Below are 14984 nucleotides of genomic sequence, written 5' to 3' on the forward strand. Positions count from 1 at the left end.
AGCTACGAGAAGTCGTGGATGGGCATCAGGGTGATGGCGTCCTCGTACGTCGCGTCCGGCCGGATGCTGACGACCTCGGAGAGGGCGGAGGGGAGGTCGCCCACCGTCAGCCCGGCTTCCGTCTCCTCCTCGACGGCGGCGGCCTCGGGTTCGGCGGTGCCCGGTCCGTCGCCACCGGCAGACGTTGTAGGAGCCGTCGGCGATGGGGCCATCCCCGCCCGGGCGGATGTCGTCCGGCCGCAGCCCGATCCAGCGCATCGTCGACAGGTGGCCGACCGGGTGCGAGCGGTGGGTGTGCTGCACCGGTTTGGGGCGGCTGGTGGTGCCGGAGGTGAAGTAGGGCAGCAGCGGGTCCTCGGGCCGGGTCGGCCCGTCATGCATACGTCAGTGCGATGAAGTGGACCGTGTGTGATCGGCAGGTGGTTGAAGTACGTGGTTGGTGAGGGACATGCATCCCCGCAGCTAAGGGGCGAGGTCATAGTCTGTGCACTCGCTCGGCGGCGCGTAGTTGGCGTGCTCGGACAGCGCGGCGGGCGCGATCAGCCAGGACACCTGCGGGAGCCTGTCGTCGCGCACGTCGGCGGCGAACGCCTCCACCAGCGCGTCGCCCATCGCGAACGGGGCGCCCTGCTCCGCCGGGTCGCCGACCGCCCGCAGCCCGCGCTCGTACAGCGCCGAGCCGGGCTTCGCCCGGATGAAACTGGTGAACCAGGCGAGCGCGTTGTCGTCGAAGTCGTCCAGCGCCTGGTAGGTGCGCCAGCTGACCCCGGCCCGCTCCAGCCGCTCCGCGTAGGTGCTCCACTCGAAGCCCGCGGCGGGCTCGGATGCGGCGGGTGGCGAGCGGATGACGTCCGGGGCAACCTGTACAGACATCTCGGCGGGGGAGCGACCCCGCGACCCGGCTCCCGCCCCCGACGGGGCGTCACCCCCGTTACCGTGGGCCGGATGACGACCGTACTGGTGAACGGCCTGCCCGGATCGGGCAAGAGCACCCTCGGACGGGCGCTGGCCGCCGAGTTGGGCCTCCCCCTGTTCAGCAAGGACGCGGTCAAGGAGACCCTGGCCGACCGCCTCGCCGCCCTGCGCACCCCCGAGCGGGACCGCTGGGAGTGGAGCCGGGTGCTCGGCGCCGCCGCGGGCGAGACGCTGTGGACGTTGCTGCGCGACGCCCGCGGCGCGGCCGTGCTGGAGGCGCCCTGGCTCGGCGACCCGGCGCGGGCGATCGTCCGGGCCGGGCTGGACGCCGCCGGGGTCGGCCGGGCGCAGGAGGTCTGGTGCGACGTCCCGCTCGCGCTCGCCCGCCGCCGCTTCGAGGAGCGGATCGCCCGCCGCCACCCCGTCCACCCCGAGCGCCCCGGCGAGCCGGACGACCGCTGGGCGGCCTGGGCCCGCACGGCCGCGCCGCTCGCCCTGGGCCCCGTCCACCGGGTCGACACCACCCGACCGGTCGACGTCCCGGCGCTGGCCGCCGCGATCGCCGCCGACGCGCTCACCGCTGCCGCGATCGCCGCCGACGCGCTCACGGCTGCCGGGCCCGCCACGAACCCTCGTGACGCGGCCGCACCCCGCGGGGTAAGCTTCACTAGCCAGTAGCAACCCTTACCGATTCTGGAGCGCACCCGTGTCCGACGACGCCACCCTCCCCGAACTCGTCCGGGCCTGGACCAGCGGCTGGGCGGTCTCCCGCGGCGCCGCCGACCCCGCCCCCGAGCCCTGGGGCTGGAGCATCGACGTCGGCCAGCAGCGCCACGTGTGGCGCCACGTGCTGCCCGAGCCCGCCGAGGCGGAGGTTCGCAAGCTCACCGAGGGCACCACCGTTCCCTGGACGTGGCTCAAGCTGTTCGCCGAGGAGGAGCGCGTCCTGCCCTGGATCGGCCCGGGCTGGCACCAGGACGGCCCCGGCTACCTGATGACCCTCCCGCTCCGCCCCGGCCCCGGCCGCCCCGCCGCCCCGGCCGGCTACCGGATCACCACCTGGAGCCGCGGCGGCACCGTCCGGGTCCTGGTCCGCACCACCGGCGGCGAGTTCGCCGCCCGCGGCCAGGTCGGCCTGGCCCCCGCCACCCCGCTCGGCGGCCGCACCGACGCCCCGCTGCTCGCCGTCGCCGACCAGATCGAGACCGCCCCCGAGCACCGCCGCCGCGGCCTCGGCTCCGCCGTGATGCGCACCCTGCAGCACGAGGCGCACGAGGCCGGTGCGCGCACCGCCCTGCTGGTCGGCACCACCGAGGGCCGCGCCCTCTACACCGGCCTCGGCTGGACTCTGCGCTCCCCGATGGCCAGCTTCTGGTACGACCCGTCCACGCCCACCGGCCGCCCGCACGGCGGCTCCTGACGCCCGGGCGCCCGCCCGCCGCCTGCCGACCGCCGACCGCCGCCCGACCGCCCCCGTACGCGCCGACGCCCGCCGGGAGGGCGCACTCCAGGCGGGCGCACTCCGGGCGGGCGTCGGTACGTCCGGACGTCGAGCGGGCGGGGCCGCGGGACGTGGTCAGGCAGCGATCAGCAGGCTCCGGCGCGGGGCGATCACCCGGCCGTCCGGCAGCAGCTCACCGGTGTCGTCGAACAGCAGCACGCCGTTGCACAGCAGGCTCCAGCCCTGTTCGGGGTGGCGCGCGACCGGCACGGCCGCTTCGCGGTCAGCCGATTCGGCGGACGGACACTCGGTTCGGTGCTGGCACATCCTTGTACCTCGCTTCGCTGAAACTTTGCACCGGATCAGGTGTGAACCGGCGTCAGCCGGGTAGGACGATAGGTCCTCCACCCGACCGTCACCAGTGTCCGACTCCACGGGCGCTCGCGCAGCCATTTGGTGACATGCGCCACAGAAGAGCGAGCGAGATCACCCGACCGGGCGGGAAACGGCCCGATCCGCGCATGAACGGGCCATGTCGAACCGATCCGATCGGATCAGGGCGACATGGCCCGTTCAGGTGGTGCGGTGCGGTTCCGCTCCGACAGGGTGGCCGGGATCGGTGCCGGTGCCGGGGCCGGGCGTCAGCCGATCAGCGCGGTCGGCTGTGCGGTGACGGCGGCTGCGGCGGCGGTCCGGACCGCCGCCGCGGGGGAGCGCTCCAGCCGGGCCAGCAACTCGGCGGCGGGCAGCACCTGGTGGGCCGCCACGCCGAGCGGGGCGGGGGCCAGCGGGACGAGCAGGTCCTCTCCGGGCTGGGCGCCGTGCAGCCACAGCGCCGAGGCGTAGTGCTCGGGCAGCGACAGCAGCCGGGGCTCGTACCGCCCGGGCGTGCCGTGGGTGAGCTGCCAGGCCTGGCGCAGCGCGCGGACGGTGGAGTCCAGGAACGGGCCCGCGGTCAGGTGGGAGAAGACCGGCCCGGCCGGTCCGTCGACCACCTCGGCGGCGGCCACCACTCCGTCCAGCCCGTCCTCGCTGAACTCGCCGACGGTCAGCGGCGCGTCCTCCCGCCCCTGCTCCCCGCGCGGTTCGGCCGCGCCCGGCGCGCCCGGTGCCTGTGCGCCCGGTGCCCGCCCGCCCGCCCGGCCCGCTCCGGCCGTGCAGTCGCCGTGCCCACAGGGGGCGGCGGGGGTGGCGGAAGCCGCGTCCCCGGGGGCGGTCTCGCTCAGCAGGAAGCGCCAGCCCGTGCAGTCGGCCCCGGTCAGCCGGGGTGCGGGGCCGTGCAGGGCGTGGACGGGCAGGGCGAGCAGCGGCCGGGGGCGGTCGGCGCTATGGCGCAGGACGGTGGCCGAGGGCGGCGAGAGCTCCGTCTCGGGGGCGAGTGCGCGGAGCACGGCGCGCAGTGCGCCGGCCGGGGGGCGGGTCAGGTGCAGGGTCATGGCTGGGTCGCCTCTCCGTGCGAGATCGGCGTGCCAGGCGGCATACCGGCATGGCGCCGACATGAGGTGAGGTCTGGCCGTGTCCGGTTGTGCATGGCGCCGAGTGTGGTGGGCGGGTCGTCGACGAGAGCCCTCGGCATCGTGGGTCTCTCGGACGGCCCTGACCGGGCCTGAGCGGCGTGCGAATTCCATTCGAACAGGTGCGCAGGGTGACCTTCATATCACGTTCCGTTGTGCGACACAAGTTGAGGAGTAGCTGATCATCCGTCAGGAACCGTGCCCCGCACGGCTGTTCTGATCCCGGGCTATCGATCTTCGAGCGGGGCATGATGCTGGGGCACTGTCGACCGAAGGGAGGGAAGGCACCCGTGGGCGAGAAGGTCGTGGCGACGCGGGCGGAGCTGGCCGACCGGCAGCTGTACCGCCGCAAGCTCCAGTCCTGCCTGGACGTGCTGGAGCGGATGCTCAGGGAGGAGCGGTTCGACCGCCCCAGGGCGATGATGGGCCTGGAGATCGAGCTGAACCTGGCCGACGAGCAGGGCCTGCCGGTGCTCGGCAACGAGCAGGTGCTGGACGCCATCTCCTCCGCCGACTTCCAGACCGAGCTCGGCCGGTTCAACATCGAGGTCAACGTCGCCGCGCGCCGCCTGGGCGGACACGTCTTCGAGGACCTGCGGGAGGAGCTCGACACCGGCCTGCGCTACGCCGACCGGCGGGCCGCCGCCGCGGGCGCCCGGATCGTGATGGTCGGCATCCTGCCCACCCTGGACCTCCAGCACGCCGGGCTGGACGCGATGAGCCGCAACGACCGCTACAGCCTGCTCAGCGAGCAGATCCTGGCCGCCCGCGGCGAGGACATCGCGCTCGACATCGACGGCGTGGAGCGCCTCGCCGTCGACTCGGTCTCGATGGTCGCCGAGGCCGCCGCCACCTCGCTGCAACTGCACCTCCAGGTCACCCCGGCCCGCTTCGCCTCGGTCTGGAACGCGGCCCAGGCGATCTGCGGCGTGCAGCTCGCGCTCGGCGCCAACTCCCCGTTCCTGTTCGGCCGCGAGCTGTGGCGCGAGACCCGCCCCGTACTGTTCCAGCAGGCCTGCGACACCCGTTCGGCCGAGCTCAAGGCGCAGGGCGTGCGCCCCATCACCTGGTTCGGGGAGCGCTGGGTCGACTCCGCGCTCGACCTGTTCGCCGAGAACCTGCGCTACTTCCCGGCGCTGCTGCCGATCTGCGACGACGAGGACCCGGTCAAGGTGCTGTCCTCCGGCGGCGTCCCCCGGCTCGGCGAGATGCGGCTGCACAACGGCACCATCTACCGCTGGAACCGCCCCGTGTACGACGTCGCCGACGGCGTCGCCCACCTGCGGGTGGAGAACCGCTGCCTGCCCGCGGGCCCGACCGTGGTCGACACCCTCGCCAACGCCGCCTTCTACTACGGCCTGGTCCGCGTCCTCGCCGAACAGCCCCGCCCGATCTGGACCAGGCTCCCCTTCGACCTGGCCGACCGGAACTTCCAGAACGGCGCCCGGCACGGCATCGACGCCGTCCAGTGGTGGCCCCGCAGCGGCCGCGGCGCCCGCGGCCAGGTCGAGCTCCCGGCCACCGACCTGGTGCTGAACGAACTCCTCCCGCTCGCCCACCAGGGTCTGGACGAGTGGGGCATCGAGGCCCGCGACCGCGACCGCTACCTCGGCATCATCGAGCAGCGCTGCCTGCGCCGCACCAACGGCGCCGCCTGGCAGGCCGCCACCGTGCACCGCCTGCGCGAGCACCACGGCCTCGGCCCGAACGAGGCGATCGCCGCGATGACCCGCCGCTACATCGAGTGCATGCGCACCGGCGAACCGGTGCACACCTGGCCGGTCGGCTGACCCCGGAGCCCGGAGCCCGGAGCCCGGAGCCCGGAGCCCGGAGCCCGGAGCCCGGAGCCCGGAGCCCGGAGCCCGGAGCCCGGAGCCCGGAGCCCGGAGCCCGAAAGGATGATCGGCCCGGGGCAGCAGCACGGCCCCGGGCCGATCGTCCGCCCCCGGGAGACCCGTGACCACCGCCTCGGCCGAGCCCGCCACCACCCCCAAGGCCCCCTCGCGACGGCTCCTAGCCGTCGAGCTGCTGATCGTCCTCGGCCTCTCCCTCGGTGCCAGCGGCGTCAGTGCCCTGATCAGCTTCGTCGGCTCGCTCACCGAGTCCGCCGACCTCGGCAGCCAGGTCGCGACCCTCAACGCCTCCCGCGCCCCCGGCCGCCCCTGGCTCGACCTGGCCTGGCAGCTCTACTACGTCGCCCGCGGCCTGATGCCGGTCGTCCTGGTCGGCTACCTGCTGGTCCGCGAGGGCGCCTCGCTGCGGACGCTGGGCTTCGACCTGCGCCACAAGCTCTCCGACCTCGGCCGCGGCGCGCTGGTCGCCGCCTGCATCGGCGGGTCCGGCCTGGCCCTCTACCTGGCGGCCCAGGCGGCGGACGTCAACCTCGCCGTCGCCCCCTCCGGCCTGCCCGACGTCTGGTGGCGGATCCCCGTCCTGGTCGCCTCCGCCTGGCAGAACGCCGTCCTGGAGGAGGTCGTCGTGGTCGGCTACCTGCTGCGCCGACTGCAGCAGCTCGGCTGGGGCTGGCCCGCGGCGGTGGCCGCCAGCGCGGTGCTGCGCGGCTCCTACCACCTCTACCAGGGCTTCGGCGGACTGGTCGGCAACATGGTGATGGGCGTGGTCTTCTGCCTGCTCTACCGCCGCTGGCAGCGGGTCGGCCCGCTGGTCGCCGCGCACGCCCTGATCGACACCACCGCCTTCGTCGGCTACGCCCTGCTGGCCGGCCACGTCAGCTGGCTGCCGTAGCCCTTCCCAGCTGGGCGTCCAACAGGGCGTCCACAGCACCTCCACCGGCGGCCAGGGGAAGCCCGGCCGGTCCCGGCGCAGCGTCACCAGCCCGTGCAGCGCCGCCCACACGCACAGCGTCCGGGGCGTGATCCCCGGCTCCCCGCCACCGCCGCGCGCCTCCCGGACGGCCGCGTCCAGCAGCGCCAGCGCGGGCAGGCCCGCCATCTGCTCCGGCTCCCAGCCGGGCGAGCCCGCGGTGCCGAACAGCACCCGGTAGTGCCCGGGGTGCGCCTGCCCGTACGCGCAGTACGCCAGGCACAGCGCCCGCAGCCGTCCCCGACCGTCCGTGCCGTCCCCGGCGTCCCCAACGTTCCCGGCGACCTCGACGCGCTCGCCGCCCACCCCGACAAGGACGTCCCGTTCGCCGTGGTCCGCGGCCTCGCCGCCCGGGTCAGGGCCGCCGGGTTCCGCCGCGTCACCGAACTCGACCCCTGGCAGTCCACCCGCCTCGGCCCGGTGGAGGTCACCGCCGCGCCCGCCCTGCACGGCGTCCCCGAAGTGACGTTCGTGCTCCGGCACGAGGGCCGCACCGTCTTCTTCGGCGCCGACACCCTCCGCGTCCCCGCCCTCGACGAGGTCGCCCGGCGCTTCCCGGAGATCGACCTCGCCCTGCTCCCGATCAACGGCCTGCGGATCCGCCCCGCCCTCAACCGCCAGGTGGTGATGGACGCCCGGCAGGCCGCCGAACTCACCGCCGTGCTCCGCCCCCGCCTCGCCGTCCCCATCCACTACGCCTTCACCGCCGGACGGCTGCGCGAGGCCACCGTCCTGAAACTGGTCCGCGACCGCCCCGACCTCTACCGGGACGCCGCCGCCGACCTCGCCCCCGACACCGCCGTGCACGTCCTCGCCCCCGGACAGCCCCTGCTCCTGTGACCGCTCCGCGCTGACGCCCCGTCACCGCGCGGCGGTAGGCTGGCCCCGACGGCCGCGATGGCGGGGTACGCACGACGGGGGAGCGCCAGATGGACGGACTGCCGGGCCCGCACGGCGCACGGGTGCGCCTGATCGCGGACGCGCTCCACAAGCTCACCGGCCGCCCGCCCGTCGTCGACCGCACCCGCCACGGCGCCACCCGGCTCTCCGTCCGGGTCACCGAACAGCCCGACCAGACCCAAACGCTCGCCATGCTGCGCGTCCTCGCCCTCGGCGACCGCTACGGCCACACCGAGACCGCCCGCTGGCAGCGCGTCTGGGTCGAGATCTCCGACCGCACGGCCCCCCTGCCCGCCCCGCTGCACACCTTCCCCGAACGCCCCGAGAACTGACGGGGCCTAACAGGCCCACGGGTTCAGCCGGGCCCGGGAGGGCGGGCGGCGCAGCAGCCGGTCCACGTGCTCGCGCTGCAGCCCCTGCCCCGGGTCGACCGGCAGCAGCAGCCGGTCCGTCCGCAGCACGCTGTGCCGCACCAGGCGCGGCGGGATGCAGTCGTCCACCCAGGCGAACGGGCGGCCCTGCGCGTGCCGCAGCAGCGGCGCCCACTTGGCGGCCGAGAACAGCTCCATCAGCGGCACCCGCGGGTCGCCGGGCTGCGGCACGTAGCCGCTGAACACCACCACCGGCAGTTCGGGCAGCCCGAGCAGCGGGCCGATGTGCTCGTTGGCCCTTTCCTCCCAGGTGGTGGCCCAGACCAGTTCGTAGTGGTCGGCCAGTTCGCGCAGCCAGTCGCCGTGGCGCGCCGACAGCAGCACCGAGTAGCCCAGCAGGGTGTGCGCGTCGAAGTCGTCGTCGGGGTGCGGGAACACCGGGTTCAGCACCCCGTCGACGTCGAGGTACAGCAGTGGCTTGCCCATGCGGCGATCCCTCCCGGTCGCGGCCAGTTACCTGGTCGGACGAACCCGGGGCCCGGGAGGTTGCAAGCTGTCAGCGACTGTCACCCGGAAGTGACGGCCGCCGCTTCCACGACCCCGGCCCCCGCCCCGTCCCCCGGCCCTGCTGCCGACCCGGCCCGTGCCTCCGGAACCGCGCGCTCCAGGCGCCGCACCTCCGGCACCAGCAGCACCAGCCCGGCCAGCACCGCGCAGATCAGCGCGCACCCCCACAGCGCCCCGGACAGCCCGAACGCGTTCGCCGCCGGACCGGCCAGCGCGGTGCCCAGCGGCAGCAGCGCGAACGAACCGAACGAGTCGTACGCCGACATCCGCGACAGCAGCTCCTCCGGGACCTCCTGCTGCAGCGTCACCATCCAGCCCACGACGAACACCGTGGTGCCCGCCCCCGCCAGGAACATCGCCAGCGCGACCGGCACCAGCGGCCAGCCCAGTGCCAGCGCCAGCGGCGGCAGCCCGAACAGGAACACCCCGCCGTTGCCCACCAGCAGCAGTCGACGCGGCTGCCACCGCGTCATCAGCGGGCCCGCCGCCACCATGCCGACGCTCAGCGCGGCCATCGCCACGCCCCACGCCCCGGCCCCGCCCATCCGGTCCTCGGCCACCACCGGCCCGTACACCGCCTCCACGGCGAGCACGCACGCGTTCATCACGCCGAACTGCACCACGATCGCCCACAGCCACCGCCGGGCGGTGAACTCCCGCCAGCCGACCAGCAGTTCGTGCACCAGGCCGGGCCGCGACGGGCTCCGCCCCGGGCCCTCCGGTTCCAGGCCCGCGCGCAGCGCCGCCGCGACCGCGAAGCACGCCGCGTCGGCCGCCAGCACCCAGCCGGGGCCGACCACCGCGACCAGCACGCCGCCGAGCGCCGCGCCCCCGATCGACGCGCCGTTCACCGCCATCTTGAACACCGAGAACGCCTTCGCGGCGTGCTCGGCCGGCACCGCCTGCAGGATCACCCCCTCCGCGGCCGGGGCGTAGAACGCCTGCCCCGCCCCGCCCGCCGCCGAGAGCACCATCAGCGCCCACAGGCTCGGGTGCCCGAACAGCACCAGCGCCGCCAGCACCCCCTGCGAACCGGCATTGAACAGGTTCGCCCCCACCATCACCAGGTGCCGCGGCAACCGGTCCGCGACCGCACCCCCCACCAGCAGCAACACCACCAACGGCACCGTCCGCGCCGCAGTCACGTACCCCACCTCGGCACTGCCCCAACGCGGATCGGAATGCAGCACGGCGAACGCAGTGGCGATCGGAGCCGCGGCATTGCCCAGCCCGCTCACCACCGTCGCAGCGGTCTGAACACGGTAGTTACGGCCCGCCCAGGCCGGATCGAGGAACGTCACCGCCCGACCATGGACCTGCCACACCCCCACTGTCCAGCGCTTTTCCCCCACCCCACCGCAGGAGACTTCAACCCAGCCCCCCGCCAGGAGGCGAAGCCACACACCGCCAGGCGGCCTCGGTCTCCTCCTCACCCCCAGCCCCTTCCCCCCGCCGGAGGCGGGTCGCAGTCCGGGCGGCCCGGTGGGAGGCGGGGCACGCGCCGCCGGGCGGCCTCGGTCTCCTCCCCGCCCCCGCCCTTTCCCTCCGCCGGAGGCGCTCCCCCTTCCTCGACCCAGTTCCCCGCCGGAGGCGGGTTGCAGTCCGGGCGGCCCGGTGGGAGGCGGGGCACGCACCGCCGGGCGGCCTCGGTGTCTTCCTCACTCCCAGAGCCTTCCCCCCGCCGGAGGCGCTCCCCGCCCCCGCCCCTTCCCCAGCCGGAGGCGGGTTTCAGCCCAGGTGCCCCCGCAGGAAGCTGAGCGTGCGGCGCCAGGCGATCTCGGCCTGCAGCGGGTCGTACGTGCTGGGGGTCTTCTCGTCGTTGAGGAAGGCGTGGCCGGCCGGGTAGAAGTGGATCTCGGGGTGGCGCCCCGTCGCTTCGCCGATGCGGGCGGCCGCTTCGTCGACGGTCCCGGCGGGGAGGGAGGCGTCCTGTTCGCCGTAGTGGCCGAGGACGTGGGCGGTCAGGCCGTCGTAGTGGTGGTCCTCGGCGGGGAGGCCGTAGAAGGGGACGACCGCGGCGATGCGGTCGCCCTCCTGGACGGCGAGGCGCAGGGCCAGGTCGCCGCCCATGCAGAGGCCGACGGCGCCGATCGCGTCGCCGACGGTGGCCGGGTCGTCGAGCAGGTGCTGGACGGCGGCGGCGAGTTGGGCGGTGGCCCGTTCGACGGGGAGCTCGCGCTTCATGCGGGCGGCTTCGGCCCGGTCGTGGGTGACGGTGCCGCCGTACAGGTCGGGGGCGAGGGCGGTGAAGCCGGCGGCGGCGAGGCGGTCGGCGAGGTCGGCGACGTGCCGGGTGAGGCCCCACCACTCCTGGACGACGAGGACGCCGGGGCCGGTCCCGGCGGGGGGCCGGGCGAGGTAGCCGTGCAGGGTGCTCCCGGTGGCGGGGCCGGGGAAGCTGGTGTTCTGGCGGGCGGCGCCCATGGCCCCTCCGTCGGGACGGCCGCGCGCGGCGGCTTGCGGCGGCTCGCGGCGGGCAGCGGGTTCGACTGCTGGTCGGGGCGCACTCTATGCGCCGCGGGTGGCGGATTCCACGTCCGCCACCCGCTCCTGACGTACCGTCGCCTGCTGTTCAGCCCATCTCTTCCAGGGCCTTGCCCTTGGTCTCCTTGATGCAGAAGGCGACGAACGGGATGGACAGCAGTGCGAAGCAGGCGTAGATGACGTACGTCGCCGACAGGTTCCAGTCGGAGAGGTTGGGGAAGGTGACGGTGATGGCCCAGTTGGCGATCCACTGCGCGGAGGCGGCCACCGACAGGGCGAGGGCGCGGATCCGGTTGGGGAACATCTCGCCGAGCAGCACCCAGACCACCACGCCCCAGGAGAAGGCGAAGCAGAACACGAAGACGTGCGCGGCGACGAGCGCCGTGGTGGCGTACGCGTCGTCCAGGGTCGCGCTGTCGCCGGTGCCCTGCCGGAACGAGAACGCCCAGGCGGCCAGGCCGAGGGCGACGGCCATGCCCGCGGAGCCGGCCAGTGCCAGCGGCTTGCGGCCGATCCGGTCGACCAGCAGCATCGCGACCACGGTGCCGACCACGTTCACGATCGAGGTGGAGAGCGAGATCAGCAGCGAGTTGGACTCGTCGATGCCGACCGACTGCCACAGGAACGAGGAGTAGTAGAAGATCACGTTGATGCCGACGAACTGCTGGAACACCGAGGCGCCGATGCCGATCCAGACGATCGGCAGCAGTCCGAAGCGTCCGCCCAGCAGGTCCTTCAGGCGGGGCTTGTGCTCGGTGTTCAGCACCCGGCGGATCTCGGCGACCCGGGCGTCCAGGTCGACGTCGGAGCCCTCGACCTCGGCCAGCACCTTGCGGGCCTCGGGCTCCCGGTTGTCGCTGAGCAGGTAGCGCGGCGACTCGGGGATGGACAGCGCCATCAGCCCGTAGACGAGCGCGGGCACGGTCTCCACGCCGAGCATCCACTGCCAGGCCTGGACACCCGCCAGGTGGTTGGTGGACTGGCCGTCGGCGGCCTGGTTGAGCGCCCAGTTGGCGAGCTGCGAGACGGTGATGCCGAGCACGATGGCCATCTGCTGGAAGGAGGCCAGCCGGCCCCGGTACGCGGTGGGCGCGACCTCGGCGATGTAGGTCGGGGCGATCACCGAGGCGATGCCGATGGCGATGCCGCCGAGCACGCGCCACATGCCCAGCACCTCGATGCTGGGCGGGAACATCGAGCCGATGCCGCTGATCGCGAACAGCACGGCGGCCAGCAGCATGGTGCGCACCCGACCGTAGTGGTCGGCCAGCCAGCCGGCCACCACGGCACCGGCCGCCGAGCCGAGCAGGGCGATGGCGACCACGAACGCGGTCTCGCCGTTGCCGACGTCGAAGTGCTTCTGGATGCCGGTGACCGCGCCGTTGATCACCGCACTGTCGTAGCCGAACAGGAACCCGCCCATCGCGGCGGCGGCGGAGATGAACACCACGTGGCCGAGGTGCTCGTCCCTGGGGGCGGAGTGGGTACCCAGTGGTCTCTCCCTACGTGACGATCCGTCCTGTTTTGGACGGAAATCTCCGGAGGTAATTCGACCAGCGGCTACCCCGCCGACCGCGTCCGACACGCCCGCGGCCGACGAACTGTCAGTCCGACGAACGGTCAGCGGGGCCCGTCCGCAGGGCCATCCGCCGCAACAGCTGCTCCCGGGCGCCCGCGTCCTGCGGGTTCCCGGTGGCCGCGTGCCGCTCGGCCAGCCGCCCGGCCACCTCGCCCTGGAGCTCGACCGGCTTCTTGTCGTCGTACTTGAACTTGGCCCGCACCCGGTGCACCGTCAGCCGCAGCCCCCGGACGGCGGTCAGCTGCGCCCAGTAGGCGTTCGCGGGTTCCACCCGGTCCCCGGGCCGCTCGGGCTGGAAGTGCGCCAGCTGCCGGTTGAGGATCGCGGCCTTCTCCGCCGGGGACTCCACCAGCTCGGCGGTGCAGGAGAACTGCACCGAGGCGTAGTAGCTGGTCGGGGTGTAGGGGGCGCCGCGCCAGCGGCCGGGGGCGAAGGCGTAGTCGTCGGTGACGGCCAGCGTCACGTGCGGGTCGGCGCGCACCGCGGCCAGCAGCGGGTTGGCGGCGGCCAGGTGCAGCAGCACCTGGCCGGCCTCGGCGTCCAGCAGGAAGTGCGTGGGCACCAGCACCGGGCCGTCGGCCCCGTTGGCCGCCAGGGTGCCGAAGTCCCGGCCCGCCGCCAGCCACTGGCGCCACTCCTGCTCGGCGCCGCGGTCCCAGCCCCGGATCAGCACGGCAGCTCCCGCAGGTAGGCGGGGAGTTCGGCGTCGGTGTGCGGGGAGGGCAGCGGCGCGCCGTAGGCCGGGGCGACGGGGACGACGCCCGCCCAGTACGGCAGGTCGAGGTCCTCCTCCTCGTCGTTGACGCCGCCGGTGCGGGTCTTCGCCGAGACCCGGTCCAGCTCCAGCCGGACCACCGCGGTGGCGGCCAGCTCCTTGGCGTCGGCGGGGCGGCAGTCGGCCGCGCGGCCCGGCACCACCTGGTCGACGATCGCGTCCAGCGCCAGGCGCAGCTCGGCGGGGTCGGTGACCTGGTGCGCGGTGCCGTGGGCGACCACCGAGCGGTAGTTGACGGAGTGGTGGAAGGCGGACTTGGCCAGCACCAGCCCGTCCAGGTGCGTGACCGTCACGCACACCGGCAGGCCCTGCTCGTCCCGCGCCCCGCGCAGCGGCCGGCTGCCGGTGGAGCCGTGCACGTACAGCACCCGGCCGACCCGGGCGTACAGGGTGGGCAGCACGACCGGGGCGCCGTCCCGGACGAAGCCGAGGTGGCAGAGGTAGCCGGCGTCGAGGACCGCGTGCACGGCCTCCTCGTCCCAGGCGGCGCGCTCCTTGGAGCGGGTGGGGGTGGTGAGGTCGTCGCGGGTGTACGACCCGCCGGGGTTGTCCGACATGACAACTCCTCTGCACTAGTGCATAATCGGCTTTGTGCTAGGAGAGTATCGGATCACCGGTCGGCGGGCCAGCGAGATTGCCGCCGACGTCGAACGCGCGGTCGCCGCGGGGGAGTTGACCCCCGGAGCCGCCCTGCCCCCGCTGCGCGACCTGGCCGGCGAGCTCGGCGTCAACCCCAACACCGTCGCCGCCGCCTACCGCCTGCTGCGCGAGCGCGGCGTCATCGAGACCGCCGGGCGGCGCGGCAGCCGGGTCCGCCCCCGCCCCGTCACCGCCCCGCGGGACCAGGCCCGGCTGCCCGTCCCCTCCGGCGCGCGGGACGTCTCGGCGGGCAACCCGGACCCGGCCCTGCTGCCCCCGCTCGGCCCCGCCCTGGCGGCCGCGGCCACCGGCCCCACCGTCCTGTACGGGCACCCCGTGGCCGAACCCGGACTGCTCGCCGACTACCGCGCCGAGTTCCGCGCCGACGGCGTCCCCGAGGGCGAACTCGCGGTCTGCTCCGGCGCGCTGGACAGCATCGCGCGCGTCCTGTCGGCCCGCCTGCGCCCCGGCGACACCGTCGCCGTCGAGGACCCGGGCTGGGGCAGCCTGCTCGACCTGCTGCCCGCCCTCGGGCTGCGCCCCGCCCCCGTCCCGGTCGACGACCAGGGCCCGCTGCCCGGCCCCGTCGCCGCCGCCCTCGACCACGGCGCCCGCGCCCTGGTCGTCACCAGCCGCGCCCAGAACCCCACCGGCGCCGCCCTCACCCCCGCCCGCGCCGCCGCCCTGCGCGCCGTGCTGGCCGAGCGCCCCGGCACCATCCTGATCGAGGACGACCACGGCCACGGCATTGTCGACCAGCCCTTCCAGTCCCTGGCCGACGGCACCGTCACGCACTGGGCGCTGGTCCGCTCCGCCGCCAAGGCGCTCGGCCCCGACCTGCGGGTCGCCGTCTGCACCGGCGACGCCGACACGATCTCCCGCGTCCTGGGCCGCCAACGGCTGGACGCCGGATGGGTCAGCCACCTGCTGCAGCGCACCGTCCTCGAACTGCGCCGCCGCCCGCCCGCCCCCGCCC

General features: G+C 74.7%; 17 protein-coding genes and 2 pseudogenes. 7 read left to right on the plus strand and 12 right to left on the minus strand.

Features of this window, described 5'->3' with window-relative positions; translation table 11 throughout:
* Positions 1 to 2 precede the first annotated feature (2 nt).
* The 3 genes and pseudogenes from OO57_RS44575 to OO57_RS05980 all read right to left on the minus strand — a co-directional run bounded on the left by OO57_RS44575 (position 3) and on the right by OO57_RS05980 (position 873).
* Positions 3 to 212 (minus strand): hypothetical protein, encoded by a 210-nt coding sequence (locus OO57_RS44575; RefSeq protein ID WP_199811208.1) that lies wholly within the window; start codon positions 210 to 212, stop codon positions 3 to 5.
* A gap of 13 nt (positions 213 to 225) precedes the next feature.
* Positions 226 to 375 (minus strand): annotated as a pseudogene (locus OO57_RS42245) (AMP-binding protein); the annotation flags it as partial.
* A gap of 87 nt (positions 376 to 462) precedes the next feature.
* Positions 463 to 873 carry an alkaline phosphatase family protein gene (locus OO57_RS05980; protein ID WP_033251204.1) on the minus strand — a complete coding sequence of 137 codons (411 nt, stop codon included), beginning with the start codon at positions 871 to 873 and terminating at the stop codon, positions 463 to 465.
* A gap of 72 nt (positions 874 to 945) precedes the next feature.
* Here OO57_RS05980 and OO57_RS05985 point away from each other — a divergent pair, with 72 nt between their 5' ends.
* Both OO57_RS05985 and OO57_RS05990 read left to right on the plus strand, forming a co-directional pair.
* A complete protein-coding gene (locus tag OO57_RS05985) occupies positions 946 to 1593 on the plus strand; it encodes an AAA family ATPase (RefSeq protein WP_081973483.1) in 648 nt (215 codons plus the stop codon).
* A gap of 28 nt (positions 1594 to 1621) precedes the next feature.
* Positions 1622 to 2335: a GNAT family N-acetyltransferase gene (locus OO57_RS05990; protein WP_033251205.1), complete on the plus strand. Its 714-nt coding sequence runs from the start codon at positions 1622 to 1624 to the stop codon at positions 2333 to 2335.
* Between the two features lie 156 nt (positions 2336 to 2491).
* Here OO57_RS05990 and OO57_RS05995 read toward each other — a convergent pair whose 3' ends face one another.
* Complete coding sequence (locus OO57_RS05995) at positions 2492 to 2683, minus strand: DUF5999 family protein (RefSeq protein ID WP_033251206.1); 192 nt, start codon at positions 2681 to 2683, stop codon at positions 2492 to 2494.
* 314 nt (positions 2684 to 2997) lie between these two features.
* Positions 2998 to 3792 carry a hypothetical protein gene (locus tag OO57_RS39150; RefSeq protein WP_051776676.1) on the minus strand — a complete coding sequence of 265 codons (795 nt, stop codon included), beginning with the start codon at positions 3790 to 3792 and terminating at the stop codon, positions 2998 to 3000.
* A 368-nt stretch (positions 3793 to 4160) separates the two neighbouring features.
* Here OO57_RS39150 and OO57_RS06005 point away from each other — a divergent pair, with 368 nt between their 5' ends.
* Both OO57_RS06005 and OO57_RS06010 read left to right on the plus strand, forming a co-directional pair.
* Positions 4161 to 5660, plus strand: a complete 1500-nt coding sequence (locus OO57_RS06005) for a hypothetical protein (RefSeq protein WP_033251207.1) — start codon at positions 4161 to 4163, stop codon at positions 5658 to 5660.
* A 166-nt stretch (positions 5661 to 5826) separates the two neighbouring features.
* Complete coding sequence (locus OO57_RS06010) at positions 5827 to 6615, plus strand: CPBP family intramembrane glutamic endopeptidase (RefSeq protein WP_033251208.1); 789 nt, start codon at positions 5827 to 5829, stop codon at positions 6613 to 6615.
* A gap of 108 nt (positions 6616 to 6723) precedes the next feature.
* Here OO57_RS06010 and OO57_RS47330 read toward each other — a convergent pair.
* Positions 6724 to 6999 (minus strand): annotated as a pseudogene (locus OO57_RS47330) (TetR-like C-terminal domain-containing protein); the annotation flags it as partial.
* Here OO57_RS47330 and OO57_RS06015 point away from each other — a divergent pair.
* Both OO57_RS06015 and OO57_RS06020 read left to right on the plus strand, forming a co-directional pair.
* Positions 6883 to 7533, plus strand: coding sequence for an MBL fold metallo-hydrolase (locus OO57_RS06015; protein ID WP_051776678.1), 651 nt, complete (start codon positions 6883 to 6885; stop codon positions 7531 to 7533). The pseudogene OO57_RS47330 and the gene OO57_RS06015 overlap by 117 nt on opposite strands.
* Positions 7534 to 7622: 89 nt before the next feature.
* Positions 7623 to 7925: a hypothetical protein gene (locus tag OO57_RS06020; RefSeq protein ID WP_033251209.1), complete on the plus strand. Its 303-nt coding sequence runs from the start codon at positions 7623 to 7625 to the stop codon at positions 7923 to 7925.
* A gap of 6 nt (positions 7926 to 7931) precedes the next feature.
* Here the strand turns inward: OO57_RS06020 and OO57_RS06025 are convergent, their stop codons facing one another.
* The 6 genes from OO57_RS06025 to OO57_RS06050 form a co-directional block, all read right to left on the minus strand.
* Positions 7932 to 8450 (minus strand): HAD domain-containing protein, encoded by a 519-nt coding sequence (locus OO57_RS06025; protein ID WP_033251210.1) that lies wholly within the window; start codon positions 8448 to 8450, stop codon positions 7932 to 7934.
* Between the two features lie 80 nt (positions 8451 to 8530).
* The gene (locus OO57_RS06030) at positions 8531 to 9832 is read right to left on the minus strand and encodes an MFS transporter (RefSeq protein WP_051776681.1); all 1302 of its coding nucleotides are present in this window, start codon (positions 9830 to 9832) and stop codon (positions 8531 to 8533) included.
* Between the two features lie 427 nt (positions 9833 to 10259).
* Entirely contained in the window at positions 10260 to 10955 is a 696-nt protein-coding gene (locus OO57_RS06035; RefSeq protein WP_033251211.1) for a dienelactone hydrolase family protein, read from the minus strand.
* A gap of 148 nt (positions 10956 to 11103) precedes the next feature.
* On the minus strand, positions 11104 to 12564 hold the full coding sequence (locus OO57_RS06040; protein WP_051776689.1) for a sugar porter family MFS transporter: 1461 nt from the start codon (positions 12562 to 12564) through the stop codon (positions 11104 to 11106).
* Between the two features lie 55 nt (positions 12565 to 12619).
* Entirely contained in the window at positions 12620 to 13267 is a 648-nt protein-coding gene (locus OO57_RS06045; protein ID WP_033251212.1) for an FMN-binding negative transcriptional regulator, read from the minus strand.
* On the minus strand, positions 13261 to 13926 hold the full coding sequence (locus OO57_RS06050; RefSeq protein ID WP_033251213.1) for a pyridoxamine 5'-phosphate oxidase family protein: 666 nt from the start codon (positions 13924 to 13926) through the stop codon (positions 13261 to 13263). The genes OO57_RS06045 and OO57_RS06050 overlap by 7 nt, the downstream gene beginning before the upstream one ends.
* Positions 13927 to 13960: 34 nt before the next feature.
* Here OO57_RS06050 and OO57_RS06055 point away from each other — a divergent pair.
* Positions 13961 to 14984 (plus strand): aminotransferase class I/II-fold pyridoxal phosphate-dependent enzyme (locus tag OO57_RS06055; protein WP_033251246.1); only part of this gene is annotated, 1024 nt, incomplete at its 3' end.

Source organism: Kitasatospora phosalacinea, from assembly GCF_000717185.1.
Taxonomy (GTDB): domain Bacteria; phylum Actinomycetota; class Actinomycetes; order Streptomycetales; family Streptomycetaceae; genus Kitasatospora; species Kitasatospora phosalacinea_A.